Origin of the sequence: Amycolatopsis dendrobii (assembly GCF_014145675.1) — a bacterium.
In the GTDB taxonomy this organism is placed as follows: domain Bacteria; phylum Actinomycetota; class Actinomycetes; order Mycobacteriales; family Pseudonocardiaceae; genus Amycolatopsis; species Amycolatopsis dendrobii.
In genome coordinates this window covers 302,427-326,515 of the sequence record NZ_JACGZW010000008.1, presented here as the reverse complement: position 1 = coordinate 326,515, position 24,089 = coordinate 302,427, and the positions used below count along the sequence as shown (strand labels likewise).

Annotated in this window: 22 protein-coding genes; 12 read left to right on the top strand and 10 right to left on the bottom strand. The window is 71.3% G+C overall.

The window, feature by feature from the left end; genetic code table 11:
* Positions 1-28: 28 nt before the first annotated feature.
* From H4281_RS24695 to H4281_RS24685, 3 genes are read right to left on the bottom strand one after another with little or no spacing between them, the layout of a single operon-like run.
* Positions 29-1,003 (bottom strand): pirin family protein, encoded by a 975-nt coding sequence (locus H4281_RS24695; RefSeq protein ID WP_182893309.1) that lies wholly within the window; start codon positions 1,001-1,003, stop codon positions 29-31.
* Positions 1,004-1,024: 21 nt separating this feature from the next.
* Positions 1,025-1,843 carry an alpha/beta fold hydrolase gene (locus H4281_RS24690; protein ID WP_182893308.1) on the bottom strand — a complete coding sequence of 273 codons (819 nt, stop codon included), beginning with the start codon at positions 1,841-1,843 and terminating at the stop codon, positions 1,025-1,027.
* Entirely contained in the window at positions 1,830-2,912 is a 1,083-nt protein-coding gene (locus H4281_RS24685; protein ID WP_182893307.1) for a peptidase dimerization domain-containing protein, read from the bottom strand. Before H4281_RS24685 ends, H4281_RS24690 begins: the two co-directional genes overlap by 14 nt.
* 96 nt (positions 2,913-3,008) lie before the next feature.
* Between H4281_RS24685 and H4281_RS24680 the strand changes: the two genes are divergently transcribed.
* Entirely contained in the window at positions 3,009-3,926 is a 918-nt protein-coding gene (locus H4281_RS24680; RefSeq protein ID WP_182893306.1) for a hypothetical protein, read from the top strand.
* A gap of 6 nt (positions 3,927-3,932) precedes the next feature.
* Here the strand turns inward: H4281_RS24680 and H4281_RS24675 are convergent, their stop codons facing one another.
* Positions 3,933-4,400: a MarR family winged helix-turn-helix transcriptional regulator gene (locus tag H4281_RS24675; RefSeq protein WP_182893305.1), complete on the bottom strand. Its 468-nt coding sequence runs from the start codon at positions 4,398-4,400 to the stop codon at positions 3,933-3,935.
* 134 nt (positions 4,401-4,534) lie between these two features.
* Here H4281_RS24675 and H4281_RS24670 point away from each other — a divergent pair, with 134 nt between their 5' ends.
* The 5 genes from H4281_RS24670 (at position 4,535) to H4281_RS24650 (ending at position 10,335) form a co-directional block, all read left to right on the top strand.
* On the top strand, positions 4,535-5,722 hold the full coding sequence (locus tag H4281_RS24670) for an FAD-dependent monooxygenase (protein ID WP_182893304.1): 1,188 nt from the start codon (positions 4,535-4,537) through the stop codon (positions 5,720-5,722).
* A gap of 217 nt (positions 5,723-5,939) precedes the next feature.
* A complete protein-coding gene (locus H4281_RS24665) occupies positions 5,940-7,772 on the top strand; it encodes an FUSC family protein (RefSeq protein WP_182893303.1) in 1,833 nt (610 codons plus the stop codon).
* A gap of 64 nt (positions 7,773-7,836) precedes the next feature.
* A complete protein-coding gene (locus H4281_RS24660) occupies positions 7,837-8,604 on the top strand; it encodes an NPP1 family protein (RefSeq protein WP_182893302.1) in 768 nt (255 codons plus the stop codon).
* Between the two features lie 75 nt (positions 8,605-8,679).
* Positions 8,680-9,873, top strand: coding sequence for a CaiB/BaiF CoA transferase family protein (locus tag H4281_RS24655; RefSeq protein WP_182893301.1), 1,194 nt, complete (start codon positions 8,680-8,682; stop codon positions 9,871-9,873).
* 33 nt (positions 9,874-9,906) lie between these two features.
* The gene (locus H4281_RS24650; RefSeq protein WP_182893300.1) at positions 9,907-10,335 is read left to right on the top strand and encodes a MarR family winged helix-turn-helix transcriptional regulator; all 429 of its coding nucleotides are present in this window, start codon (positions 9,907-9,909) and stop codon (positions 10,333-10,335) included.
* A 38-nt stretch (positions 10,336-10,373) separates the two neighbouring features.
* Here the strand turns inward: H4281_RS24650 and H4281_RS24645 are convergent, their stop codons facing one another.
* The 4 genes from H4281_RS24645 to H4281_RS24630 form a co-directional block, all read right to left on the bottom strand.
* Complete coding sequence (locus H4281_RS24645; protein ID WP_182893299.1) at positions 10,374-11,300, bottom strand: LysR family transcriptional regulator; 927 nt, start codon at positions 11,298-11,300, stop codon at positions 10,374-10,376.
* A 322-nt stretch (positions 11,301-11,622) separates the two neighbouring features.
* On the bottom strand, positions 11,623-13,998 hold the full coding sequence (locus H4281_RS24640; RefSeq protein ID WP_182893298.1) for a CaiB/BaiF CoA-transferase family protein: 2,376 nt from the start codon (positions 13,996-13,998) through the stop codon (positions 11,623-11,625).
* A gap of 21 nt (positions 13,999-14,019) precedes the next feature.
* On the bottom strand, positions 14,020-15,201 hold the full coding sequence (locus tag H4281_RS24635) for an acyl-CoA dehydrogenase family protein (protein WP_182893297.1): 1,182 nt from the start codon (positions 15,199-15,201) through the stop codon (positions 14,020-14,022).
* Between the two features lies 1 nt (position 15,202).
* Positions 15,203-16,273 carry an acyl-CoA dehydrogenase family protein gene (locus H4281_RS24630; protein WP_182893296.1) on the bottom strand — a complete coding sequence of 357 codons (1,071 nt, stop codon included), beginning with the start codon at positions 16,271-16,273 and terminating at the stop codon, positions 15,203-15,205.
* 218 nt (positions 16,274-16,491) lie between these two features.
* Between H4281_RS24630 and H4281_RS24625 the strand changes: the two genes are divergently transcribed.
* The 6 genes from H4281_RS24625 (at position 16,492) to H4281_RS24600 (ending at position 22,888) form a co-directional block, all read left to right on the top strand.
* Positions 16,492-17,676, top strand: coding sequence for a thiolase family protein (locus tag H4281_RS24625; protein ID WP_182893295.1), 1,185 nt, complete (start codon positions 16,492-16,494; stop codon positions 17,674-17,676).
* On the top strand, positions 17,673-18,092 hold the full coding sequence (locus H4281_RS24620) for a Zn-ribbon domain-containing OB-fold protein (protein ID WP_182893294.1): 420 nt from the start codon (positions 17,673-17,675) through the stop codon (positions 18,090-18,092). The genes H4281_RS24625 and H4281_RS24620 overlap by 4 nt, the downstream gene beginning before the upstream one ends.
* Positions 18,082-18,876, top strand: a complete 795-nt coding sequence (locus H4281_RS24615; protein ID WP_182893293.1) for a crotonase/enoyl-CoA hydratase family protein — start codon at positions 18,082-18,084, stop codon at positions 18,874-18,876. The genes H4281_RS24620 and H4281_RS24615 overlap by 11 nt, the downstream gene beginning before the upstream one ends.
* A 97-nt stretch (positions 18,877-18,973) precedes the next feature.
* Positions 18,974-21,625: an ABC transporter permease family protein gene (locus H4281_RS24610; protein ID WP_182893292.1), complete on the top strand. Its 2,652-nt coding sequence runs from the start codon at positions 18,974-18,976 to the stop codon at positions 21,623-21,625.
* Complete coding sequence (locus H4281_RS24605) at positions 21,612-22,274, top strand: ABC transporter ATP-binding protein (RefSeq protein ID WP_182893291.1); 663 nt, start codon at positions 21,612-21,614, stop codon at positions 22,272-22,274. Before H4281_RS24610 ends, H4281_RS24605 begins: the two co-directional genes overlap by 14 nt.
* The gene (locus H4281_RS24600; RefSeq protein ID WP_182893290.1) at positions 22,271-22,888 is read left to right on the top strand and encodes an ABC transporter ATP-binding protein; all 618 of its coding nucleotides are present in this window, start codon (positions 22,271-22,273) and stop codon (positions 22,886-22,888) included. The genes H4281_RS24605 and H4281_RS24600 overlap by 4 nt, the downstream gene beginning before the upstream one ends.
* A gap of 55 nt (positions 22,889-22,943) precedes the next feature.
* Here the strand turns inward: H4281_RS24600 and catC are convergent, their stop codons facing one another.
* Both catC and catA read right to left on the bottom strand, forming a co-directional pair.
* A complete protein-coding gene (catC, locus tag H4281_RS24595) occupies positions 22,944-23,222 on the bottom strand; it encodes a muconolactone Delta-isomerase (RefSeq protein WP_037812322.1) in 279 nt (92 codons plus the stop codon).
* Positions 23,223-23,237: 15 nt separating this feature from the next.
* Positions 23,238-24,083 carry a catechol 1,2-dioxygenase gene (gene catA, locus H4281_RS24590; RefSeq protein ID WP_182893289.1) on the bottom strand — a complete coding sequence of 282 codons (846 nt, stop codon included), beginning with the start codon at positions 24,081-24,083 and terminating at the stop codon, positions 23,238-23,240.
* Between the last annotated feature and the right edge of the window lie 6 nt (positions 24,084-24,089).

The window sequence follows — 24,089 nt, the reverse complement described above, 5'->3', positions numbered from 1 at the left end:
TGATCCCGGTTCTAGCCGCGATCGACGCTCACGAGGGGTTGCGGCGCGGTTTGATCCGCACGGCGGGCAGCGGGGGAGCGGGCAGCCGAGCCGGGCCGCCGGGGTAGGGCTCGATCGCGCCGAACTGGTCGGAGTTCGCCTCCCACGCCTCGCGGTATTCGGCGATCTCGTCGTGGCTGCGGCCGACGAAGTTCCACCACATCAGGATTTCCTCGCCGAACGGCGGCCCGCCGAGCACGATCGCCCGCGCCGGGGAGGCCCCGGGGTTGTGCAGGTCGAGCGCGGACGCGCCGATGCCGAGGTAGCCGAGCTGGGCCCGCTGCAGCGCAGTGCCCGCGAAGGTGACTTCCCCGGTGTCGAGCAGGACACCGTGCTCGAAGGACGGATCCGCGTCGAGGCGCAGCGACGCGCCCGGGTCCAGGACGATTTCCGCGCCCAGCAACGGAGTGAAGGTCTTGACCGGCGAGGTTTGCCCGGCCAGCGTGCCGAGGAAGACGCGCGCGGCGGCCCCGCCGAGGTCGGCGGCGGGCGGGACGTAATGCTGGAAATCTCGGGCGGTGTGCCGGTGCTCGTCCGGCAGCGCGACCCAGAGCTGGACCCCGTGCAGCGTCGTGGTTTCCGGCGTCGACACCTCTTCGTGGCAGATGCCGTGCCCGCCGGTCATCAGGTTCAGCTCGCCGGGCCGGACCATCGCGTGCGAGCCGAGGCTGTCGCGGTGCTCGATCTCGCCGGTGAACAGCCAGCTCACCGTCTGCAGGCCGGTGTGCGGATGCGGGCCGACGGACATGCCGCCGCTGACGGACGTGTCGTCCGGGCCGTAGTGGTCGGCGAAGCACCACGCGCCGATCAGCGACCGCTGTCGTTGCGGCAGGGTGCGGCGGACCGGCATCGCCCGCGGTCCGCCGAGCGGGACGGAGCGGGCGTCGAGGATCTCGACCTTGCCGGGGTCGACGGGGTCGCCGCCGCACGCTAGTTCGGCCGGACCGGTCTCGACGTTGCTCATGCCTGACACGATAACCGGCGGTCAGCGGGCGAGGAGGTTGCGCAGCCAGTCGAGCGCGGTCGGGAGCGCGTTGAGCACCGAGATGTGCCCGTCGCGCGGGCGCAGCCACAGTTCGGCGTCCGGGAGGTTCCGCAGGAGCCATTCGCTGTGGCGGCTCGGGACGATCTGGTCCTCGCCGCCGTGCACCAGCAGCACGGGCACCCGCACGTCGGCGGCGGAGAAACCCCACGGCGCGACGTACGCGAGGTCGTCGTCGGCTTCGGCGGCCACGTCACCAGCGGCCCCGGCGTCCTCGCCCAGCGGACCCCACGTTCCGCGCAGCGCCGCCCAGTCCGCGTCGGTGAAGCTCGTCGGGTCGAATTCCTGCGTTTCTCCGTGCTGCAGCCGGGTTTCGCGGCCCTTGCGGGCGGCCCGCAGCGAGCTGTCGTCGACCATCCCGCCGTACCAGTCGTACTCCTCGGAGTACGGGGCCAGCCCGGCGAGGCACACCGCCGCGGTCACCCGATCCGGCAGCATCGCGGCGCAGGCGAGCGTGTGCGGTCCGCCGCCGGACGCTCCCGCCACCGCGAACCGCGGCAGGTCCAAGGCATCCGCCAATTGCCGGACGTCCTCGGCAGCCGAGCCCACCGTCCGCCCGGCCCGGGGCGTGGACCCGCCGTATCCGGGCCGTGCATAGGAAACGACCCGGAATCCTCGTGCGGCCGCAGCCTCCACCACGGGCGGCAGCAGGCGTCCGGACTGCGGAGTCCCGTGGTGCCACACCAAGGGAAAGCCGTCGCCCTCGCTGTCGTGCACGCGAAGGTCGCGGCCGTCGGGCAGCGGCAGATCAGTCGTCCCCATGCCGAGGACTCTGGCCACCCCGGCGCGCTCGATCGGCGAAATTGTCCCAAGCCTGCCGGACCAGCGCGGGATGCGCGAGAAGGTCCGAGGCGGTCCGGGCCAGCGCCGACGCCGTCGCGAGCAGCACCGTCCGGGCCCGCGGCGACCCGGTCGCCTCGGCGAAGGCGCGGCTGCCGACCGCGCGCCCCGGATCGTGGAGCGCGACGGACGGATGGATCGCCGGCATCCGCACGCTCAGGTCGCCCACCTCGGGCCTGCCGGGAATCGCCGCCGCCCCGGACGGGGACGCGTGGATCCCGCACGCCGCGAGATGCCGGGCGAAATGCCCGGACAGCACCGGATTGTCCTGGAACCGCGCGTGAATCGGGCCGAACCGTTCGACGTTCGCCTTGGTTCCGGTCGCTATAGCGGCGCCTTCGGCGGCGGTGGTCACTTCGGTGACGACGTGCCCGAGCGTTTCGGAGTCCGGCGCACGCAGCCCGAAGCGGGCTTCGGCGAAATCGGGCACCACATCGGTGGATTCCCCGCCGTGCGTCACGATTCCCTGCACCGCCGCGCCCGCGGGCAGCCGGGCCCGGAGCGCGGCGATCGCGGTGAAGACCTGCACCAGCCCGGCGACCGCGTCGGTGCTGTCTTCGGGCGCCGGCCCCGAATTCCCGTGCACGGTCACGCGCAGTTCGGTCCGCGCGGCGAGCGGCGCGGCGGCCCAGGTGTGCACGCCGGGCTGGAAGGTCAGCACCGCGTCGATCCCGTCGCCGGGGCGGTCGGTGACGACGACGGAACCGGATTCCAGCGTCCGGCCGGTGGCGAGCGCTGCCCCGATTACCGCCGCGGCGACGAGGTTGTGCCCGAATTCCCGGAGCCGGTCGGACGGGAGCAGCAAGGCGACGCACGGCCGCCCGGAGCCGTACCGCGCGACGCCGCCGTCGACGGCGAAACCGGCCTCGGCGAGCGGGCCGAGATCCGGCTCCTGCTCGCCGCCCGGTTCGCGGGACCAGGCCCAGAGCCGCTCGGCGAGCAGTTCGATCTCGTGGTCGGTCCGGTCGTGCCGGTCCTCGTCGGGCTCCATGCCGCCCAGGTACCCAGCGGGCAGCGATTCGATCCCCTTCGAAAGTGGGTAATTCGGCCGTTGGCGCGCCCGGGCCGGTGCGCGAGGGTCACTGGCATGACAGCGGGAAGCTACCGGGTGCTGCCGGCCGAGGTGTCGGCGATCGTGAAGAACGTGGAGGGCCTCGGCGCCGCGGCGTTCTCGGCCGTCCGCGACCTCGAGACGCTCGTGATCGACGCCTTGTCGTTCGCGGGCATCGGCAGCGGGGTCGCCGCGGCGAACACCTTGCTGCAGTCGAAACTCGTGTCGTCGCTGGGCGATTTCGTGAAGCTGATCGACCAGGTCAACGGCAAGGTGCAGCACGCGGCGCAGAACTACGCCGACGCCGACACCGCAGTGGCCGAGGGTTATGGCGGCGGCACGGGCGGTGGAGCTGGGGCCGGAGGCGGCGGTGCGGCTGCTGGGGGTGCCGCACCGCAGCAGCTGGACGACCGGGTCGTCGATTCGATCATGCGGTCCGAGGGCGCGACCGGCGAACAGGGCGGCGTGCGCGAGGCGTACGGCTTCCGCGAGAGCATGCACAACGGCTACGACCAGATCATGGCCGCCCGCCGGGAGTACGGCCTCGGCAGTGCCGAAGAACGCGCGGTGGTCGCGCAGCTGATGACCGAGAACGCGCGCCGGGCCGGGGCGATGGAGTTCACCGACGCGGGCACCCAGGCCGCGATCATGTCCGGCGCGCACATGCGCGGCGCGGGCGGCGTCCGGGCGATCCTGAACCACATGGGCGGCGCGGACATCGTGCGGAGCGCGCGCACCCTCGACCCGGCCGCCGTGCAGCAGCTGCAGCGCCTGTCGCCGCAGGAATTCCAGCAGCAGTTCCACGACGCCCGGATCGAATACGACCGCGAGATCTACGGCGACACGACCACCCGCCAGAACGGGCACACGCAGAACTGGTGGGACCGCTACGGAAACGGGCTGACCCAGCGCTACGACCGCGAGCAGCAGGAGTTCCTGCGGCTGTCGCGGTAATCCTCGTCAGTCCAAATCGGACAACCCGGCCGTCAGGTCCTCGACCAGCTTTTTCATCAGCCGGTCGAGGAGCTGGCGGTCTTCCGCTGTCCAGCCGCTGAGCGCGTCGGCGAACCAGCCTTCGATCACCCCGACGTAGCGTTCGGCCGCGGCCTTGCCTTCGGGCGTCAGCTCGATCAGCCGGGCCCGCTGGTCGTCCGGGTCGGCCACGCGCCGTACCAGCCCGCGGCCTTCCAGCCCCTGCACCTGCCGCGTCACGTGCGGGCCGACGACGTTCATCCGGTTCGCGATCTCGCCGACCCGCAGCGGCGCGTCCTCGATGTGCAGGATGCCGAGCACGCTCATCGCCGGCCGCTCCAGCGGGAACCCGGTGGCCTCGACCGCGCGCTCGAAGAGCTTGCCCCGGCGCAGCGTCCCGCTCAGTTCGTTCAGCCGGGGGAGCAGGTCCCGGAGCAGGGAAGGGACGGCGGACATCGCGGGCTCCTTGATTAGATACCTAACTTAGGTATACGGTTGGGTCACCGGGATCGCGCGAGGCGGTTCCGGCCGGTCTCGAAAATGATACCTAAGGTAGGCATCTATCGCCTGCCGGGGACAAGGGGAGAACCATGAGCGGGAGTGTGCTGATCTCGGGGGCGAGCATCGCGGGCCCGGCGCTGGCGTACTGGCTGAACCAGTACGGCTTCGCGGTCACCGTGGCGGAGAAGGCGGCCGCGGTGCGCGGCGGCGGGTACCCGATCGACATGCGCGGCCCGGCCGTCGAGGTGCTGCGGCGGATGGGGCTGGAGGAGAAGGTGCGGGAGCGGCACGTCGCCACCCGGCGGCTCGCGTTCCTCGACGCGGACGGCAGCGTCCTGAACAGCGTCGCGCCGACCGTGATCACCGGGGACGAGTCCGGGTACGACATCGAGCTGGCCCGCGGCGACCTCACCAGCCTGTTGTACGACGCGGTCCGCGACGACGTCGAGTTCCGTTTTTCGGAGTCGATCGCCGAACTGGACGATCGCGGCGACGCCGTCGAGGTCACCTTCGCCAGCGGCCGGAGCCAGACGTTCGACCTGGTCATCGGCGCGGACGGGTTGCACTCGAAGACCCGTGCGCTCGCGTTCGGGCCGGAGGAGCAGTTCCACCGCTACCTCGGCTACTGCTTCGCCGGATTCACCATGCCGAACTACCTCGGCCTGTCCCACGAGGGCGCGTCCTGGGCGGTGGCGGGCCGGTCGGCGTCGCTTTACGCCGCCGGCGACCGCGACAGCGACCAGGTGCACGGATTCCTGGTGTTCACTCACGCCGAGCCGCCCTTCTCCGCGTTCTCCGACCCCGCCGCGCAGCGCGACCTGGTCGCGAGCCGCTTCGAGGGCTGCGGCTGGGAGGTGCCGCGGATGGTCGAGGCGATGCGCTCGGCGGACGATCTGTTCTTCGACGTGGTCAGCCAGATCCACCTGCCGGTCTGGTCGAAGGGCCGCGTCGCGCTGGCCGGGGACGCCGCGCACGCGACGTCGTTCCTGTCCGGGCAGGGATCGAGCCTCGCGATGATCGGCGCGTACCTGCTGGCGTACGAGCTGGCGGACGCTCCGCACGACGTCGCCTTCGCCGCGTACGAGAAGCGCTCGCGGAAGTTCGTGGAGGCCAACCAGGCGCTGGCGACGGGCGGGTCGGCGCTGATGTCGCCGCGGACCGAGGCGGAGGTGGCGGCGCGGAGCGCGGCGTTGCTGGCGCTGGACGGGTTGCCGGGGGCAGAGCACAGCGAGGTGCACAACTTGCTGACGCTGCCGCCGGAGCGTGCGAACGTCTGAGGCGTCGTGAGCGGCGTTGCCGGTTAGAACCGGCATAAACACCCACGACACGCACGCGCTCAGGCCCGCACCGACCGCTGCGCCATGCTCCGCAACTGCCTGCGCCGGCGCGGGCTGAGGCGTCGTGAGCGGCTGTCGCGGTCAGAACCGGGATCAGCACTCACGAGTGCGACGTGCGAGGCTACTGCGGCATTGCGCGGTGACGGAACGGGGCGGGATGAACGCGATTGCGCGCGGCGGCGGGATGCTCGCGGCGATTCTGGTGGTCGTCGGCGGCACCGCCGGGCTCGGGGTGGCGCTCGGGCTCGGCGGGACGGCGATGCTGGCGGGGCTGACCGCATTGTTCTGCTTCATCGCCGCCACCGGCGGCCCGCTGCGGCCGGACCTGTGGTTGCTCGCGGCGTTCGCTCCGGCGGTCGTGCTCGGCGGCGCCGGGCCGCGGTTGCTGGGCGAGGTGTCGCCGGTCGCGTCGATCGCGCTGCTCGTGCTGGTGGTGTTCGCGGCGGCGGTGGTGCCCGCGCTGGGGCCGCGGTACGTGACGGTCGGGCTCGGGCTCGGCATGGCTTCGGTGTTCGGCTACGGCTTCCAGCTGAGCGGTGCGGCCAGCCCGGTGCAGATCGTCTGCGCGCCGGCGCTGGCCGTCGCGGTCGTTTTCGTGCTGCGGCTGCTGATGGGCCTGAGCGATCCGGGCAAGCCGACCCGCACTGCCTTGGCCGACGCGCTCGCGGGGCCGGATCGCGCGAGCGCGGAGCGCGCGGTGCGGCTGTGGGTGACCGATCGGCCGCGCGCGTGGCAGGCGCGGGTTCTCGCTGGTGGCGCGCGGTACCACGGAACCGCTGCGCTGCTGCGGGATCGGCTGCGTGCGTTCGACGAAGAACAAGCGGCGGCTGTTTCCCGGGTGCTCGACGCCGCGGACGAACAGGTCGCGGCGCTGGCGGAAGCCGTGCGGGCGAAGACGGTTTCGGATCCGCCGGAGATCGAACGGGCCGACCCGGACGTCTCGTTGCCCGGCGACACCGCTGCGCTGCTCGACGAAGCCTGGGCCGGGTTGTCCGCGATCCGGGAAGCCGTGCTGAACCGCGACGAGTCCATTGTGGACTTCCCGCGGCATCTGGTCCGCGAGGCCTTGCGGCGCGAGGCGACCGGTGTGTTCTCGTGGCGGTCCGCGCAGTTGCGGCACGCGGTCCGGTGCGCGCTGGGAATGCTGGTCGCCGCGGTGATCGCGACGTTCCGCCCAGGCGACCCGCTCACCGTGTCGTTCCTGATGACGACGTTCGCGCTCATGCAGCCGGAATGGCGGGACACGCTGGCGAAAGCGTGGCAGCGCGCCGCCGGTGCGGTGGCCGGGGCTGTGGTGCTGGCGGTCGCGTTGTGGTTGCTGCCGCCGGGCGCGTTGCTGCCGCTGGGGATCGTCGCGCTGCTCGTCGGGTTCCCGTTCATGCAGGTAAAGCCCATGGTGTTCAACGGCTGCATGGTGCTGATGAGCGTCGGGATGAACGCGACGACGCGGCATCTGGACGCGGTGTCGGTGCTCGGGGAATACCTGCTGCTGGTGGCGTTGGCGGTGGTGATCGGCCTGCTGTTCGGCTTCGCCGCGGTGCCCGGGGTACCGAAACCTTCGGTGGCGCAACGGTTTTCCGACGCCGTCTCCGAGACTGGCGAGCTGCTCGCGGCGGTGGCGGAGCGGTTGCGCGGCGGAGGCGGCCGTCGTGAGGTCGGGCTGCGGTTCCGCGCCGCGGCTCGGACGCATCAGGACCTGCTGAGCCCCGAGCCCGGCAGCCGGGAGCCTGCGTCGGAGCAGCGAGAAGCCTTGGAGGAGGCCGGGCAGGGCTTGCGCGGTCTCGCGGCTTCGGCGGGCGCGCTGCTGCAGCGGGACGGTCAGTCGCCGACGATGGCGTCCTTCGCGGAGGCCGCGGCAGGCGCGCTGGCAGGCAGCGGAGAACTGCCGCCGCGACCTTCGGAGGTCGACGAGGAGGAACGGCTGCTGGCCGACCTCGTCCGGGCTGACCTGCTGCGCGTGCACCGCGGCGCGGAGGTCCTCGCGGGCTGAAAGGCCATCGGATGCTTCCCTGACATCCCTTCACCTTCCGCGTTCGCGGTGTCACCATCCGGACATGAGGAAACTTCCGCTCGCCCGCGTCGCGACGGTGGCCGTGTGCACGGCATTGCTGTTCCCGGTGTCCGCGGCGTACGCCGACCCGCCGCACAACCTGCCGCAGAACGCGAACGGATACGAGCAGTCCTTCTCGCCCGCCTACGACTACGACGGCGACGGTTGCTACGCGACCCCGGCGATCGGCCCGGACGGCGCCCTCGCGCCCGGCCTCAAGACCACCGGCGCGGTCAACGGCAACTGCCACGACAAGTCCGACCTCGACAACTCCCAGACCTACTCGCGCTCGACCTGCAACCACGGCTGGTGCGCGGTCGTCTACGCGAGCTACTTCGAAAAGGACCAGGCCGTCGACGGCAGCGGCCTCGGCGGGCACCGGCACGACTGGGAGCACGTGATCTCGTGGATCGACCAGTCGTCGAACCAGGTCGAGTACGTGACGACCACGCAGCATTCCTCGCAGGTGACGTACCCCCGGTCGAAGGTGAGCTTCGACGGCGCCCACCCGAAGACGGTGTACCACAAGGACGGCCCCGGCACGCACTTCTTCCGCCTCGCCGACGCCCACGACGAGCCGCCGGAGAACCACTACCGCGATTGGCGCTACCCGCCCCTGGTCGGCTGGGACGGGTGGCCCTCGACCGCCCTGCGCGACCGCTTGACGGCCGCGGACTTCGGCGCCGCGACGATCAAGATCAGCGAGGGCCGGTACCAGGACCTGCTGGAGAAGTCGAAGCCGTCCGGCATCCCGTTCGACCCGCGCGGCTGAGCTCGCCGGGACACGTGCCCTGCGCAACACGATTCACCCGAGCACCCCGGCGAAAACCGGGTCATAGTAATCGGCATGCACTCGGACCCCGCGCTCCCGCTGGACGGGATCACCGTCGTTTCCGTCGAACAGGCAGTCGCCGCCCCGCTGGCCACCCGCACTCTGGCCGATCTGGGCGCCCGGGTGATCAAGGTGGAACGAGCGGACGGCGGCGACTTCGCCCGCGAGTACGACCACGTAGTGCACGGCACCGGCGCACACTTCGTCTGGCTCAACCGGGGCAAGGAATCCCTGGCGGTAGACCTGAAAACAGCGGAAGGCCGCGACGCGGTCCGCCGGCTGGTCGCGCGCGCCGACGTCTTCGTCCAGAACTTGGCCCCGGGCGCGGCCGCTCGCCTCGGCTTCGGTGCCGCGGAGCTCCGAGCCGACCGTCCGGAACTGGTCGCCGCAGACCTCTCCGGCTACGGCACGGGCGGTCCGCGGGAACAGCGCAAGGCCTACGACATGCTGGTCCAGGCCGAAGCGGGCCTGATCGGCATCACCGGCACCCCGGACACCCCGGTCAAGACCGGCATCCCGACCTCCGACATCGCCTCCGGAATGTACTGCGCGCAAGCGGTGCTGGCCGCCCTCCTGCGCCGGTGGCGAACCGGGCAGGGCGCGACGGTCGAGGTGTCGATGCTGGAGGCGACCGTCGAGTGGATGGGCTACGCGATGTACAGCCAGATGTACTCCGGACGGCAGCCCGCGCGGATGGGCTTGAGCCACGCCTCGATCGCGCCCTACGACGCGTATCCGACGAAAGACGGGCAGATGCTGATCGGGGTCCAGAACGACAGCGGCTGGCGGACCCTGGTCACCTCGGTCCTCGAAGCTCCGCAACTCGCCGACGACCCGCGATTCACCACGAACGTGCGGCGCGTCGAGCACCGCGCGGAATGCGACGCCGCGGTCGCCGCCGAGACCGCCCGATGGTCCACAGTGGAATTGGACGAGCGGCTCGCGAACGCCGGAATCCCTGCGGCGCAAGTGAAACAGGTCGCCGATGTCGTGGCCGACCCGCAGCTTCGCGCCCGCGACCGCTGGCGCAGGATCGGCACCGAACACGCGACCGTCGACGCGCTGCTGCCGCCGGTGACGTTCGCGGACGTCGAGGCGCGGATGGGCGACGTCCCGGCGTTCGGCGCGCATACCCGTGCGCTGCTTGAAGAAGCCGGGGTCGACGCCGAGGACCTGCTGCGCCGGGGGATCGCCGCCGAGCCGCGTTGACAGTTGTATGGTGCATCTCTAGCATGCGGGGACATGCCGGGAGAAGACCGCGACGGCGATGCCCTGGACGCTATCCACCGCGCGATGATCCTGTTTTCCCGCGGGTCCCGGGTGCGCTCGAACGAACTGTACGAGGGGCTCGGGTTCGTGCAGTACACGATGCTGTCCTCGATCGACCTCGCGGACTGCGCGCACGCGGCGGATCTCGCCCAGGAGTACGGGCTCGACCCGTCGACGGTGAGCCGGCAGCTGGCGGAACTGGAGAGCGGCGGGCTGCTGGTGCGCGGCCCGGATCCGCGGCATTCGCGCAGGCAGCGGTTGGAGCTGACCGAAGCCGGGCATCGCGCGCTGGCGATTACCCGTGCGGCGCAACGGAAACGGCTCGAAGAGCGGCTGCGGGACTGGCCGCGCCGCGACGTCGCCGAGTTCGGGCGGCTGCTGAGCAGGTTCGTCGGGTCCTGACGGTCCACTGTGGACGCTGCTGGCGGCCCGGGTCGTGGTCAGCCGCGGCGGATCGGGCCCAGTTTCGCGGAAAGGTCCTCGGCGAGATCGGCCGGACGAGGCGGTCCGGCGGCGCGGTCGGCGGCCCAGGCGAGCGCGAGCCTGCTCGGTTCCCAGCCGTCCTCGTCGATCCGGACCAGTTTGAACTCCGGCGGCGAGAACATCCGGCCGATGAACGAGGCGGGCGCGTAGGACACGAGGGCGACCAGCCGCCGGTTGAACACCTGCGCGGCCATTTCGAGTTCGCCGCCGCGCCCGCTGACCGCGCGCACGATGTTCCGGACGCCGCGTTTGGCGAGTCTCCTGGTCAGCGCGGCGAGGATGACCGGGTTCGGCCGGGCGAAGTCGATGACCACCTCGCGGTCGCGCAGTTCCTCGATGTGCACGAGATCGCGGCAGGCGAGCGGATCGTCCGCGCGGACCGCGATCGCGCCCTGGTACTCGGCGACGGTCCGGGCGCGCAGCCGCTGATCCTCGACGGCGAGGTGGATCAGCCCGAGTTCCAGGTGCCCCGACACGAGTTTCGCGGTGACCTCGGCGGCGGAACCGGCGACCTCGAACGTCGCGGGCGCGGCCAGCCCGCCGACCGCGGTTTCCAGGTCTTCGAGCAGATCGGACGGCGCGTACGCGGTGGCCCCGACCCGGATCGGCGTGCCGTCCTCGAGAACTCCCGCCGCGATGTCCTTCAAGCCGTCGACCTGGCGCAGGATCGCCCGAGCCGGGCCGAGCAGCGCCTGGCCGAGCGGGGTGAGCCGGACCTCGTGGTAGTGCCGTTCGAAGAGCGGGCCGCCGAGCTCGCGTTCGAGCAGCTTGATCTGCTTGCTGAGCGGCGGAGGGGTGATCCGCAGCCGGTCCGCCGCGCGCTTGAAGTGCAGTTCGTCGGCGACCGCGACGAAGTACTTCAGGCGGGTGAAATCGATCTCCATCGTCCAATGTCCAGCGAGGTCCGGCAGCGGCGGGCGGGTTGCGGCGATCATACGGCGGGGAGCGGGGTTCGGCGGGTTCGCGGGACGGTCGGGCCGGCGGGGCGTTTTCGTTCGGCGGCGCCGGGTTTCGCGGCGGGGTGCCGGGGTGGCCGTGCGCGGCGGGCGGCTTTGCCCGGACCGCCGGATTCCGGGACGCCTGGCCACCCGGCGGGGTGCCGGGGGCGGGTTCGCCGAGCGGCCAGGCGGATGGCGGGTGTTTCCGCCCGGTGTCACCGGAGCGTGCGGTGGTGATGCCGGGCGGATTCGCGGCCCCCGCTGGAAGTCACCCCGCGCGAGCAGCCCGCCCGCCCTGCTCCTCGGGCGCCTCCAACACCCCGCGAGCGACAAGCCCCGCCGTCTCCGCGACCCCCAGCCCGAGCAGTTCCGCGGCGATCTCGAACGTCTGCTCGCCCAGCAGCGGCGCCTGCCCCACCGGCGGATCGGCGACGTGCGCGGCGTGGATCTGCACGTTCTCCAGCACATACGGCTCCGACGCGTACGGATGCAGCTCCTCCCGAAACGCCCGCCGCTCCCGGTACTGCTCCCATTCCGGCAGGTCGCCCGCCCGCAGCAGCGCCCCGGCCGGAATCCCCGCGGCCTGCAGCAGATCCATCGCCTCGAACGGAGAATGCCGCGAGGTCCACTCGGTCACCGCTGCGTCGATCCGGGCACGGGCCGCCGCTCGGCCGGAGCGGGTGGCCAAACCGGGGTCGGCGGCCAGGTCGGGACGGTCCAGCACCGAGCACAACGCACCCCAATCCGCGTCGTTCCGCACCGTGACGGCGAGCCAATCGTCGTCGCCAGCGGTCGGGAACACGCCCCAGGGCGCGTCGTGCGCGGGGCCGTCCGCACAGTGTCCCCGGCGGGCCAGGTCTTCGGCGGCGATCCGGTCCGCGAAGTGGCTCAGCATGACCTCGGACTGCGCGACGCTCACCGACCCGCCCTCGCCGCTGCGTTCGCGCCGGACGAGCAGCGCCAGCGCGGCCAGCGCGCCGATCCGGGCGCATACGTGGTCGGGATAGACGGTGACGGCGTCACTGAACGTGCCCGGTTCGCCGGGATAGATCCACTCGCTGGTGAGTCCGGTCGCGGCGCGCACGAGCGGGCCGTAGCCGAGCCGCCTGGCCCACGGGCCGGTCGGGCCGAAGGCGGAGCTGTCCACGACGACGATGCCGGGGTTCACCTCGGAGAGCGCGGCCCGGTCGAGCCCGAGCGAGGCGATGACGCCGGGTTTGAAGTTGGTGAGTACGACGTCCGATTGTGCGACCAGCCGCCGGACCAGCGCTTGGCCTTCGGGGTCGCGCAGGTTGACGCCGATGGCGCGTTTGTTGCGGTGCCCGGCGGCGAAACCGTGCGACATCAGGCCGGGCAGTGCGGCGCGGGAACCGTCCGGGAAAGCTGAGTTCTCGATCTTGACGACGTCCGCGCCGAGGTCGCCGAAGAGCCGTCCGGTGTCGCCGCCGACGACGATCACGCCGAGGTCAAGGACCCGGATTCCCTCCAGCGGACGTCCTTCGCCGCGACGGGGGCGACCAGCGAGGATCGGTGCGGCGGTGACGCGCGCGCCGGTGCCGGGCACGGCGAAGGCGCGGTGCCCGTCGATCTCGGTGATTCCGGCTGGGACCGGCGCGACGAGACCGGGCGACAGTTCGGTGTCGCGGAAGAAACCGCGCGCGGCGAGTTGGTCGGTGTGCAGGGCTTCGGCGAGCGTGAGCACCGCAGCGGCCGGCACGCCGTGGCGCTGGCCCTCGCATTCCAGCGAGGCGCGGGTGCGGTCGGCGAAGAACCGGCCGATCGCGGGCAGCAGGTCCGGCGACGCATAGCGCTCGCGCACCTGGTCGTACTTCGGGTCGGCGAATTCGGCCGGGCTGCCCATCCACTCGAACATGCCGCGCCACTGCCGGCGCGACAGCAGGCAGATCCGGATGTATCCGTCCTGGCAAGGGAAAATCGGGTACCGGTGGCGCTCTTCGGTGCGTCCGCGCGGCAGGTCGCTCAACGGCACCCCGGCGGCCGCGCTGCCGACCATGCCGAACGCCGGGTCCAGCGCCTGCATCGCCCCGTCGAGGACGGCGAAGTCGATGCGGTCGCCGCGTCCGGTGCGCAGCCGGTCCAGATACAGGCTCACCGCCTGGAACGCGGCTTGCGCGGCGGCCACGTGGTACGGCAGTTCGCCGGGCGGCAGCAGCGGCGCGCGGCCGGGGATGCCGGACCGGGAGAGTTCGCCGGTCAGCGCGTGGAACACCGGGGTGGTGGCCTGCCAGTGCCGCCGCGTCGTGGCGCGGCCGAAGTCGCTGATCGACAGGACGACCAGCGCGGGATGCCGGGTGCGCAGGCCGGGGACGTCGAGCAGTTCTTCGGCGGGCGAGCCGGGCGGGGTGGTCTCGATCAGCAGGTCCGCGTCGGCCAGCAGCCGGTCCCAGCCGTGCGAGCCGGGTTCGGCGGTCGCGTGGGCGAAGCCGTGCCGGTCGATCGCGGTGCCGATCGCGACGCCGTCGACGACCGGTCCGGTGGTGTGGTCGCCGGTGACGCCGGGCAGGACGACGCGGGTGACGCGCGCGCCGAGATCGGCCAGCAGCCGCCCGGTCGCGGTCATCGGGCCGGAGGACAGATCGAGCACGCGGAACCCGGACAGCGGCGGGTCGTAGGTGTCGGGCAAGGGAACCAGCCTCCTCGGGGCTCAGCTGCGGCGGACGGCGCGGAAGGGGAGGTCGCGGTCGATCTCGGGTTCCTTGGGCAGGCCGAGGACGCGTTCGGCGATGATCGTGCGCTGGATCTGGTCGGTGCCGCCGCCGATGGAGGTGAAGAAGGCGTTGAGCGCCAGGAAGTTCACGTCGTCGGCGACCGGGTTCCCGTCCCCGGCCAGCAGCGTTTCCGGACCGGCGATGTCGGTGCGCAGCCGTCCTTCGGCGTGCAGGATGCCGGACATCGCGAGCTTTCCCAGCGACATCGCCGAACTCGACGTGCCTTGTTCGGCGGCGGCTTTCGCCCGGGCGTTGTTCAGCGCGTTCAGTTCGCGCAACGCGAGCACGGTGGCCAGGTTGTCGCGGACGACCGGGTCGGCGAGGCGGCCGCGGTCCCGGGCGAGCCCGACGAGGTCGTCGGCGATCGATCCGTGCCGCGACGCCCGCGCGCCGTCGCCCATGATCGAGCGTTCGTACGCCAGCGCGGTCTGCAGCACGCGCCAGCCCTTGCCCTCTTCGCCGACCAGGTAGTCCGGCGGGATTTCGACGTCGGTCAGGAACACCTCGTTGAAGTGCGATTCGCCGGTGATCTGCACGAGCGGCCGGATGTCGACGCCGGGCTGGTGCATCGGCACGACGAAGTAGCTGAGGCCCTGGTGTTTCGGGACGTCCCAGTCGGTCCGCGCGATCAGCAGCGCGTAGTCCGCGGTCTTCGCGCCGGACGTCCAGACCTTCTGTCCGTTGACGATCCAGCGGTCGCCGTCGCGGACCGCGGTGGTACGCACGGCGGCGAGGTCCGAGCCCGCGCCGGGTTCGCTGTAGAACAGGCAGGTCCGGGAGCGTTCGGTGAGGACGTCGTGCAGCAGGTCGTGCTTGAGTTTTCCGGTGCCGAACGCGAGGACGGTGTTGGCCGGGATGCTGTACTTGTCCTGGCGGGCGCCAGGTGCGCCGACGGCGTCGAACTCGGCCGCGATCACGTCGGCCAGTTCGGCGGGGCAGGCGCGGCCGGACCATTCGACCGGCCAGGTCGGCACCGCGTATCCGGCGGCGACGACTTTTTCCAGCCAGGCAATGCGTTCCGGGGTGGTGCTCCAGCGATCCTCGGCAGGCGCGAGCCCGGTCCATTCCGCGGCGAGCCACGCGCGGACTTCTTCGCGGAGCTGGTCGGCGCTGGTCATGTCAGGCTCCCTTCGAGACGAGGTAGCGCTCCCGGTGCAGTCGCGAGCTGCCGAACAACTGCGCGCCGGAGCGGGCGCGGCGCAGGTACAGGTGCGCCGGGTGTTCCCAGGTGAAGCCGATCCCGCCGTGCATCTGGATCGCGGACAGGGCAACGGTTTCGTACGCTTCCGCGCACGCGAACCCGGCGAGTGCGATCGCGCCCGGGCTGCCGTCGGCCGCGGCGTGCCGGGCGGCGGAGGTCGCGGATTCGACGTCCAGCAGCCGATCGGCGGCGAGGTGCTTCATCGCCTGGAAACTGCCGATCGCTCGGCCGAACTGGACGCGGGTTTTGAGATATTCGACGGTTGTCTCAAAGATCTTACGAGCGCCGCCTGCCTGTTCTCCGGCGAGCGCGACAATGCTGGTATCCAAGGCTTTCTGCACAGCCTCCCAGCCTGAAGTGCCAACTCGGCGCGCTGGGGTATCAGCGAAGGTGAATTGAGACAGCCGTACAGTCGGGTCGAATACCTCTGCCGTACTGCGGACGAAGCCCGGCGCGTCCGGGGCGACTTCGAAGATGCCAATGTCGTCACCAGCGCGGGCCACCACGAGAATGACGTCGGCGACCTGGCCGAAGGTCACATAGGACGCGGTCCCGGTGAGAGTTCCGTTCGCTTGTATCGCAATGCTTTCAGGCGTCCAAGCGCCGGTGGGGCCAGTGACGGCGACGGTTCCGATCGAAGACCCGTCGGCGAGCGCGGGCAGCAGACGGCGTTTGTCCTCTTCGGACCCGGCGGCGTCGATGAGCGTCGAGGTCAGCACCGCGCTGGACAGGAACGGCGACGGCAGCAGCGCTGCCCCGATTTCCTCCGACACCGCTTCGAGTTCTTCCGCACCCAGGCCGACTCCGCCGTATTCCGTCGCGATCAGCAGGCCGGGCAATCCCAGCTCGGCCAGTTGTTTCCACAGTCGCAGGTCGTAGCCGGAGCCGCTCGCCATCACGCGGCGCACGTCGGCCTCCGTGCAGCGGTCCGCGAGCAGGTCGCGCACCGCCTCCCGCAGCTGTTCGGTTTCCGCGGCGCTGATCGCCATCGCCGGACCGCCTTTCCCGTCGTCGGGTCTCGATTCCCATGCTGGGTGCGGAAAACGGCGATGTACATCACGGATTCCGACACCGGCAGGTTTCCGGCAGCGACATCGGCGCACGTGTCGCGGCCGCACATCTGCCGGTGTCCCGACCGGTCGTTTACGCCGCGTCAGCGGGATGCGAACGTGGAGGTGCGACCACCGGTCGGGAACGGAGTGCGAAGATGACGAGCAGGCGGGAGACCCCGGCGCGCCGGAGGGCGGCAATCGCCGGTCTCGGGCTCACTGAGCTGGGGAAAGTCTACGGTCCGAGCGCGCGGCAGTTCGCCGCGCAGGCCGTCCGGCGGGCAGCCGCGGACGCCGGGATCGGGCTGTCCGACATCGACGGGCTGCTGGTGTCCGCAGGCACGACGCCCGGAGTGGACCTGAGTCTGCAAGTCGACTTAGGACTGCGCGACCTGCGCCTGTTCACCCAAATGCAGGCGTTCGGCTCGACAGCGGGCGCGATGGTGCAGTACGCCGCGATGGCCGTCGAAGCGGGCATGGCCGACACCGTGGCCTGCGTGTTCGCGGACGCGCCGCTACAGCAGGGCAAAGCGACCGGCGCGGCCTACGGCGGACGGCGCACGACCCCGACCGGCTGGGGAAGCCTGCTGGGCTCCAGTGGTTTCGCCGGGCCGAACTCGTTCTACGCGCTCGCCGCGCGACGGCACATGAAGACTTACGGCACTACGAGCGAACAACTCGGCGCGATCGCGGTCGCGCAGCGCGCGTGGGCGGCGAAGAACCCGCTGGCACAGCTGCGCGAGCCGATCACACTGGCCGACCATCAAGCGTCGCGGTTCATCGCGGAACCGTTCCACTTGCTGGACTGCTGCCTGGTGTCCAACGGCGGAGCGGCGGTGATCGTGACCTCCGCCGAACGAGCGAAAGAACTCGCTCAGCCCGCCGTCCAGGTGCTCGGCTGGGGCCAGGCGCATCCGGGGAATTCCTTCCGCCGCAACGACAATCTCGGCCTCGTGAGCGGTGCGGCGCAGTCCGGCCCGGCGGCGATGGAGATGGCCGGGGTGACCATCGAGGACATCGACGTCGCCGAGATCTACGACTGCTACACCTTCACCGCGCTGCTCACCCTGGAGGACTACGGGTTCTGCGGCAAGGGCGAAGGCGGCGAGTTCGTCGCGACGCCGGGCATGCTCGGCCCGGACGGCAAGCTCGCGGTCAACACCGGCGGCGGCCAGCTGTCGTCCTACTACCTGTGGGGCATGACGCCGCTGTCCGAGGCGATCATCCAGGCACGCGGCCAGGGCGGCGAACGCCAGGTGCCGAAACACGACACCGTGCTGGTTTCCGGCAACGGCGGCATTCTGGACCACCACAGCACGCTGGTGCTCGGAACGGAGGGATGACAGTGCGGATCAACCCAGTCGCGCGCGACGAGGAGTCCGCCGCGTTCTTCGACGGCACCGCGATCGGCGAATTCCGGCTGCTGCGGCGGCGCGGCACCGGCGAGTACCTGGACCCGCGCACGGTCCCGGACCCCGACGACGATCTGGAGTGGACGGCCGCCTCGGGAACCGGCACGGTGGTGTCGTGGTCGGTGGTGCACAAACGGGCGCGCGACGGCGGCGAGCCGGAGCGCGTGGTCGTCGGCATCGTGGAGCTGGCCGAGGGACCGTGGTGGTGGTGCCGGCTCGACGCCGACCCGGACGCGGACCTCTGGCAGCTGCCGGTGCGGGCAGTGTTCGTGCCCTCCGGTCCTGAACCTGACCACGAGAAGGTGCCGGTCTTCGCGCCGGCGGAGGAGGCAGACCATGCCCGATGACGCTCCGGCCGCGCTCGTCGAACAGCGCGGACACGTCCTGGTCGTCACGCTCAACCGGCCGCACGCGATGAACTCGGTCAATGCCGAGCTGAGCGAACTGGTCGGCACCGCGCTGGAACGGGCCGAGCAGGATCCGGAAACCCGCGTCGTCGTGCTGACCGGTGCGGGGGAGCGGGCGTTCTGCGCCGGTGCCGACCTGAAAGCCGTGTCGCGAGGCGAATCGCTCGCGGCTCCCGGTCACGAGGAATGGGGTTTCGCCGGATACGTGCGGCATCCGGTCTCGAAGCCGACGATCGCCGCGGTGAACGGATTCGCCCTCGGCGGCGGCACCGAACTCGCGCTGGCCAGCGACCTGGTGGTGGCGGCCGAATCGGCGAAATTCGGGCTGCCCGAGGTGAAACGCGGCCTCTTCGCGGCGGCGGGCGGGGTGTTCCGGCTGCCGAGGCAGATCCCGCGGAAGATCGCGATGGAGATGATGTTCACCGGCGAACCCCTGGACGCCGCCCGCGCGGCGACGCTGGGGCTGGTGAACCACGTGGTCCCGGACGCCGACGTGCTGACCGAGGCGCTGGCGCTGGCGGAGAAGATCGCCGCGAACGCGCCGTTGGCGGTGCAGGCGAGCAAACGCGTCGCACTGAGCATTGTGGACGGTGCGATCTCCGCCGAGGACAGCGACTGGGACAACACGCGCGAGAACGCCGTCGGCGTGATGACGAGCGAGGACGTCCGCGAGGGGACGCTGGCGTTCGTCGAGAAGCGCGCGCCGGTTTGGCAGGCGAAGTAAGCGTTCTGTATTCGGGAAAACGCGCTCTGTTCGCGTCGGGTCACGGACATCGGGCAGCGCCGCCCCGCCGGCGCCGGGATCGTGGCAGACTCGGCAGATGCGCGGGTGGGGGGCGACGCCGTGGACGCGGGCGCCGAAAACGGGGTGGCGGCAACCAGCGGTCGTCGTGGCGGCTGTCGCGGCGGCGATGCTCGTCGCGTTGCCTGCCGCGGCAGTGGCGTTGTTCCTGTCGTCGGCCGGGAACGCGATGCTGCACGACCAGACGAACCGGGCGTGCCAGTGGGCGGTCGGCGCGGAGTGGGTCGGCGGACTGCCGATGTCCCAGCCGTATCCGGGTGCCACCGGGCCGACGGGCAAGGCGCTCGACGACGCCCGGCTCGCGGTCGCGCGCGACGCGGCTCGCGATGTGCCGCGGTTGTCCGGGGTGCGGTCGACGCTCTCCAGCAGCGCGAAGGTCAACCCGGTCCGGCCGGGTTCGCCGAATCCCGAGCAGTCCGCGATGTGGCTGGTCGCCCAGGACGATTTCGCCGGGCACTTGCAGGTCTTGGAGGGCGGCAAGGGCCAGGGGATCTGGGTGTCGAGCCAGTTCGCGCAGGCGCGCGGGCTGCACGCGGGCGACCAGGTGGCGATCCAGGGCGGCTGGAGCCCGCGGACCGGCGTGCCGCCGGGCGCCCCGGTGGCCACGATGCCGGTCGCCGCCGTCTACCGGGATCTGCGCGAGCTTCCTGACCAGCCGTTCTGGTGCCATCTCCAGTCGCTGTACCGGCCGAATCCGCTGAGCGAGGCCCCGGTCTTCCCGGTGGGGTTCGTGTCGCGGGACGCGCTGTTCGGGCTGACCCCGCCGGATTCGGGCGTCGGCAGCTTCCTCGAGGCCTCGGTCGACACCGACGGGCTGACCACCGCGAACGCACCCGGCACCATCGCCGGGCTGGAACGGGTGCGGCAGCGCACCGAGAACACTCCCGAACTGTTCGCGCAGCGCGGCCGGATGCAGTTCACGTCGTCGCTGGGCGGTATCGCGGACCGCGCGGACCAGGTCGAATCCTCGCTTGCCGCGACGGTGGTGCCGATCGGCGTCGCCGGGTCGTTGACCGGGCTGGTCATTTCGGCGACGGTCGGGTCGTTCTGGGTCGAACGCCGCCGGGCCGAGCTCGCTGTGCTGTCCGCGCGCGGGGCGGGTCCGGCCGCGCTCGCCGGAAAAGCGTTGCTGGAGCTGGGTTCTATCGCGCTGCTCGGCACCGTCGGCGGCTGGTTCGCCGCGCGCGGGCTGGTCGGCGCGCTGGGGCCGAGCCCGCTGGTGACGCCGTCCGCGGTCGGCTACTCGATCGGCGGCGCGGCGGTCGCGTTCCTGGCGACGCTGGCCGGGATCGCCGGTTCGGTCGTCCTCCGCACGCGGGCGACGTTCGACGCGCGCAGGTCGCGGATCCGGCATCTCCCGTGGGAAATCCTCCCGCTGACCGCCGCCGTGGTCTGCTACTTCGCGCTCGGCGACGGGACGCAGACCGGGCTCGGCCAGGCCGGTTCGGTCGCGCGGATCCCGCCGCGGCTGATCGTCGTGCCGTTGCTGCTGGTGCTGGGCCTGGCGATGCTGGCGACCCGGGCCGTGCGGCTGACCTTGCCTCGGGTGCGCGCGGTGCGTCGGGAACGGGCCGTGGCGTTCCTGGCCTGGCGACGGCTGGCTTCGGCGCCCGCCGCCGCGGCCGTGTTGGTCGGGGCCACGGCGGTACCGGTCGCGCTCTCGATCTTCGCCACCACCGTCACCGGCTCCGTCCAGCGCACGCTCGACGACGAGGGACAGCTCGTGGTCGGCTCGGACGTCGTGGTGCACCTGACCGGCCCCACCGCGATCCCGCCCGGCCTGACCGGGCAAGCCGCGCTGGTCGACCGCTACGACTCGGCGTACCTGGGCAGCAAGACGGTGAACGTGCTCGGCGTCGACCCGGCGACGTTCGGCTCGGCCGCGTTCTGGGACGACCACCTCAGCGGGCCGACCCTGCCGGAGCTGCTGGACCAGCTGTCCGGCGACACTGCGGTCGGCATCATCGCCGGGGTTCCGGACGCGCCCGCGCAGGCGACGTTGAGCATCGGCGGCAAGGACCTCCCGTTGCGCGTCGTCACGGTGGCGCAGCTGCCCGGGAAGAACGCGGGCTTCCCGGAATTGCTGCTGCGCAAGGACATTCTCGCCAAGTTCGCCGGCGAGAGCGTGCACCGCGAACTGTGGGCGCGCGGCGATCCGGCGCGAGTCCTGCCGGAACTGGGCAAAGCCGGGGTTCCGGCCGGGACGGTGAGCCGCGCGGCCGACGTCACGGCGCACGGCGTCTACGGCGGAGTCACTTACACCTTCGCGTTCTTGACCGCAGTGTCCGCTTTGGTCGGTGTCGTAGTCCTGGTTGGACTGTTGCTGTACCTCAACGCCAGGGCGCGCGCCCGCCGCGGAGCGTATGTCCTTTTGCGACGGATGGGCATCACTTCCGGCGCGCATTGGCGAGCGCTCGCGTACGAGGTCGGTGGTCTGCTGGCGGCCGGATTCGCTTTGGGCGTGGGATTCGCGGCCGTCGCGGTCTCGGTGACCTACGAGGGTTACGACCTCGATCCGGCGACCCCGCCGGGCACGGTGATCCCGGTGCCGTGGGGGCCGGGCGGGCAATTGCTGCTCGCTGCGGCGGTCGTCGCACTTGTTGTCACCTACGCGGCCCAACGCGCGGCTGCGCGGGCACTGCCTTCGGAGGTGTTGCGTGACACTGCCTGATGCTGTCCGGGGTACCGGATTGACGCACAGCTATCGCACCGCGGGTCGCTCGCTGACCGCTCTGCACGAGGTCTCGATCGCCGCCGCGCACGGCCGGATCACCGCGCTGGTCGGCCCCTCCGGCTCCGGCAAATCGACCTTGCTGCGTCTGCTGGCCTGCCTGGAACGACCGGACGAGGGCCGGATCGAGGTCGGTGGCACCGACGTCACCGCGTTGTCCGCACGGGCCCGCCGAGCGGTGCGGCGGCGACGGATCGGTTACGTATTCCAGAATCCCGCCGACAATCTGCTGGATTACCTCACCGTGCAAGAACATCTGGAGCTGGCCGCGAAAATGCGCGGCACCGGTCTTTCCCTGGCTTCGCTGGAGCGGCTGGGCTTGGACCACCGCCGCGGCCACCGTCCGCGCCAGCTTTCCGGCGGTGAACAACAACGAACCGCACTCGCCTTCGCCGCGGTCGGCGACCCGGACGCGGTGCTGGCGGACGAACCGACCGCCCAGTTGGACCGCTCCTCGGCCCGCTTGGTCGCGGAGGCGTTCCGCGCGCTGGCGGATTCGGGTCAGACCGTCGTGGTCGCGACGCATGACCCGGTGCTGGCCGAAGCGGCGGACGACGTGGTGGAACTGGTGGACGGGAGAGTCCGGTGACTGCGCTGCTCAGCGTGTCCGACGTGAGCCGCTCCCACGGCGGGACGCCGGTGCTGCGGCACACGAGCCTGGACCTGGCGGCGGGCGAACTGGTCGCGCTGACCGGCCCGTCGGGCTCCGGAAAGAGCACCTTGCTGATGATCGCGGGCGGCTGGGACAAGCCGGACAGCGGGACCGTCACCGCGCATCCGCCGATGCCGGACGCGCCGGTTTCGGAACAGCCGTGGCACGCGCTGGCTTTCGTGCCGCAGTCGATCGCGCTGTTCGAGGAACTGACGGTCGAGGAGAACCTCGCGTTCGCCGCGCGGACCGCGGCGGAGCTGCCGGATCGGTCGAAGCTGCTGGAAACGCTGGACCTGGCGAAGCTGGCGGACCGCTTGCCGAGCGAGGTCTCGCGCGGGGAACAGCAACGAGGTGCGGTGGCGCGCGCGTTGGCAGCGGGACCGTTGGTGCTGCTGGCGGACGAGCCGACGTCGCATCAGGACCGCGCGCACGCGGAGATGGTGCTGACCGCTCTGCGCCGGGCAGCGGATCGCGGGACGGCGGTGCTGGTCGCGTCCCACGATCCGCTGCTGGCCGAGCACGCGGACCGCGTGGTGACCGTCGGCGAGTAACCCCGCCTCACCGGTCCTTCGCGCGGGTTCGCGAGCCGTGCGGGGGCGGAGCGGATCAGTCCACTTTGGACGGATGCCGGGCGAGGGCGGTCACCTGGATGTCCATGTAGGGGAACAGCGGCAGATTCGACAGGATCTGGTGCAGCTCGTCGTGATCCGCGACGTCCAGTACCGAGTAGTTCGCGTACTCCCCGGCGATCCGCCAGATGTGCGGCCATTTCCCGCTGCGCTGCAGCTGCTGGCTGTACTCCTTCTCGCGCGCGATGAGGGCGTCGCGGACCGCCGGGTCCAGGTCCGGGGGGATGCGGACGTCCATCCGCACGTGGTAAAGCATGGGTCTCCTGCCGAATCAGAGGGCCGGGTCGAGGACGAAGTTGTACTCGATGGTCTCGCCGTTGGCCGCGGGCTTGGGGTCGAGCAGCAGTTCCGGCTTCACCGCGGACGCGATGTCGTCGTCGTTGTGCTCGTCGCCCGGGAAGTACAGCTGCGCGGTGAGCAGTTCGTGGCCCGGCGCGGAGACCTTCACGTGCAGGTGCGCCGGACGCCAGGCGTGCCAGCCGGCCGCCGCGATCAGTTTGCCGCAGGCGCCGTCGGTCGGGATCTGGTACGGCGCGGGTCGCACGGTGTGGATTTCGAAGCGGCCCTCGTCGTCGGTGGTGAAGGTGCCGCGCAGGTTCCACTCCGGGATGTCCGGCGCGAACTGGGAGTACAGCCCGTCCGCGTCCGCGTGCCACAATTCGACCTTCGCGCCGCCCAGTGCCGCGCCGGTGGTCGAGGTGACCTGTCCGGTCCAGGTGAGCGGCGTGCCCGGCTCGTTCTCCCGCGACGGGACTGAACCGCGCGCGCCCTGTTCGGGGGCGTCCGGCACGTAGTAGGGGCCCTCGATGGTGCCCTTGTTGCCCTTGCGGTGCTCAGTGGCGACGTCCTCGACGACGTGCTCGACCCAGACGTCCAGGAACAGCGGCCATTCGCCGTCCTCGCCGACGCTGATCAGCCACGATTTGAGCGCGTTGTACTCCTCGTAGGTCACCTTGTGCTTGCGGATGGTCGCGTGCACGGCCTCCAGCACCTCGCGGGCGAGCAGGCTGACCCGTTCCTTCGGGGTGCCCGCGACGCCGGCGAGCTTGTCGCTCTTGAACCGTTCGGTGGCGTTGGCTCCGGACGCGGCGGCGGTGGGGGAATGCGTGGCAGTCATGAATCC

Coding starts and splice junctions, on each gene's coding strand:
- catA (WP_182893289.1), bottom strand. CDS start 24,083: ATGACTGCCACGCATTCCCCCACCGCCGCCGCGTCCGGAGCCAACGCC.
- H4281_RS24690 (WP_182893308.1), bottom strand. CDS start 1,843: ATGGGGACGACTGATCTGCCGCTGCCCGACGGCCGCGACCTTCGCGTG.
- catC (WP_037812322.1), bottom strand. CDS start 23,222: ATGCTTTACCACGTGCGGATGGACGTCCGCATCCCCCCGGACCTGGAC.
- H4281_RS24655 (WP_182893301.1), top strand. CDS start 8,680: ATGCACTCGGACCCCGCGCTCCCGCTGGACGGGATCACCGTCGTTTCC.
- H4281_RS24625 (WP_182893295.1), top strand. CDS start 16,492: ATGACGAGCAGGCGGGAGACCCCGGCGCGCCGGAGGGCGGCAATCGCC.
- H4281_RS24670 (WP_182893304.1), top strand. CDS start 4,535: ATGAGCGGGAGTGTGCTGATCTCGGGGGCGAGCATCGCGGGCCCGGCG.
- H4281_RS24630 (WP_182893296.1), bottom strand. CDS start 16,273: ATGGCGATCAGCGCCGCGGAAACCGAACAGCTGCGGGAGGCGGTGCGC.
- H4281_RS24680 (WP_182893306.1), top strand. CDS start 3,009: ATGACAGCGGGAAGCTACCGGGTGCTGCCGGCCGAGGTGTCGGCGATC.
- H4281_RS24685 (WP_182893307.1), bottom strand. CDS start 2,912: ATGGAGCCCGACGAGGACCGGCACGACCGGACCGACCACGAGATCGAA.
- H4281_RS24645 (WP_182893299.1), bottom strand. CDS start 11,300: ATGGAGATCGATTTCACCCGCCTGAAGTACTTCGTCGCGGTCGCCGAC.
- H4281_RS24620 (WP_182893294.1), top strand. CDS start 17,673: ATGACAGTGCGGATCAACCCAGTCGCGCGCGACGAGGAGTCCGCCGCG.
- H4281_RS24610 (WP_182893292.1), top strand. CDS start 18,974: ATGCGCGGGTGGGGGGCGACGCCGTGGACGCGGGCGCCGAAAACGGGG.
- H4281_RS24635 (WP_182893297.1), bottom strand. CDS start 15,201: ATGACCAGCGCCGACCAGCTCCGCGAAGAAGTCCGCGCGTGGCTCGCC.
- H4281_RS24615 (WP_182893293.1), top strand. CDS start 18,082: ATGCCCGATGACGCTCCGGCCGCGCTCGTCGAACAGCGCGGACACGTC.
- H4281_RS24660 (WP_182893302.1), top strand. CDS start 7,837: ATGAGGAAACTTCCGCTCGCCCGCGTCGCGACGGTGGCCGTGTGCACG.
- H4281_RS24650 (WP_182893300.1), top strand. CDS start 9,907: ATGCCGGGAGAAGACCGCGACGGCGATGCCCTGGACGCTATCCACCGC.
- H4281_RS24695 (WP_182893309.1), bottom strand. CDS start 1,003: ATGAGCAACGTCGAGACCGGTCCGGCCGAACTAGCGTGCGGCGGCGAC.
- H4281_RS24665 (WP_182893303.1), top strand. CDS start 5,940: ATGAACGCGATTGCGCGCGGCGGCGGGATGCTCGCGGCGATTCTGGTG.
- H4281_RS24675 (WP_182893305.1), bottom strand. CDS start 4,400: ATGTCCGCCGTCCCTTCCCTGCTCCGGGACCTGCTCCCCCGGCTGAAC.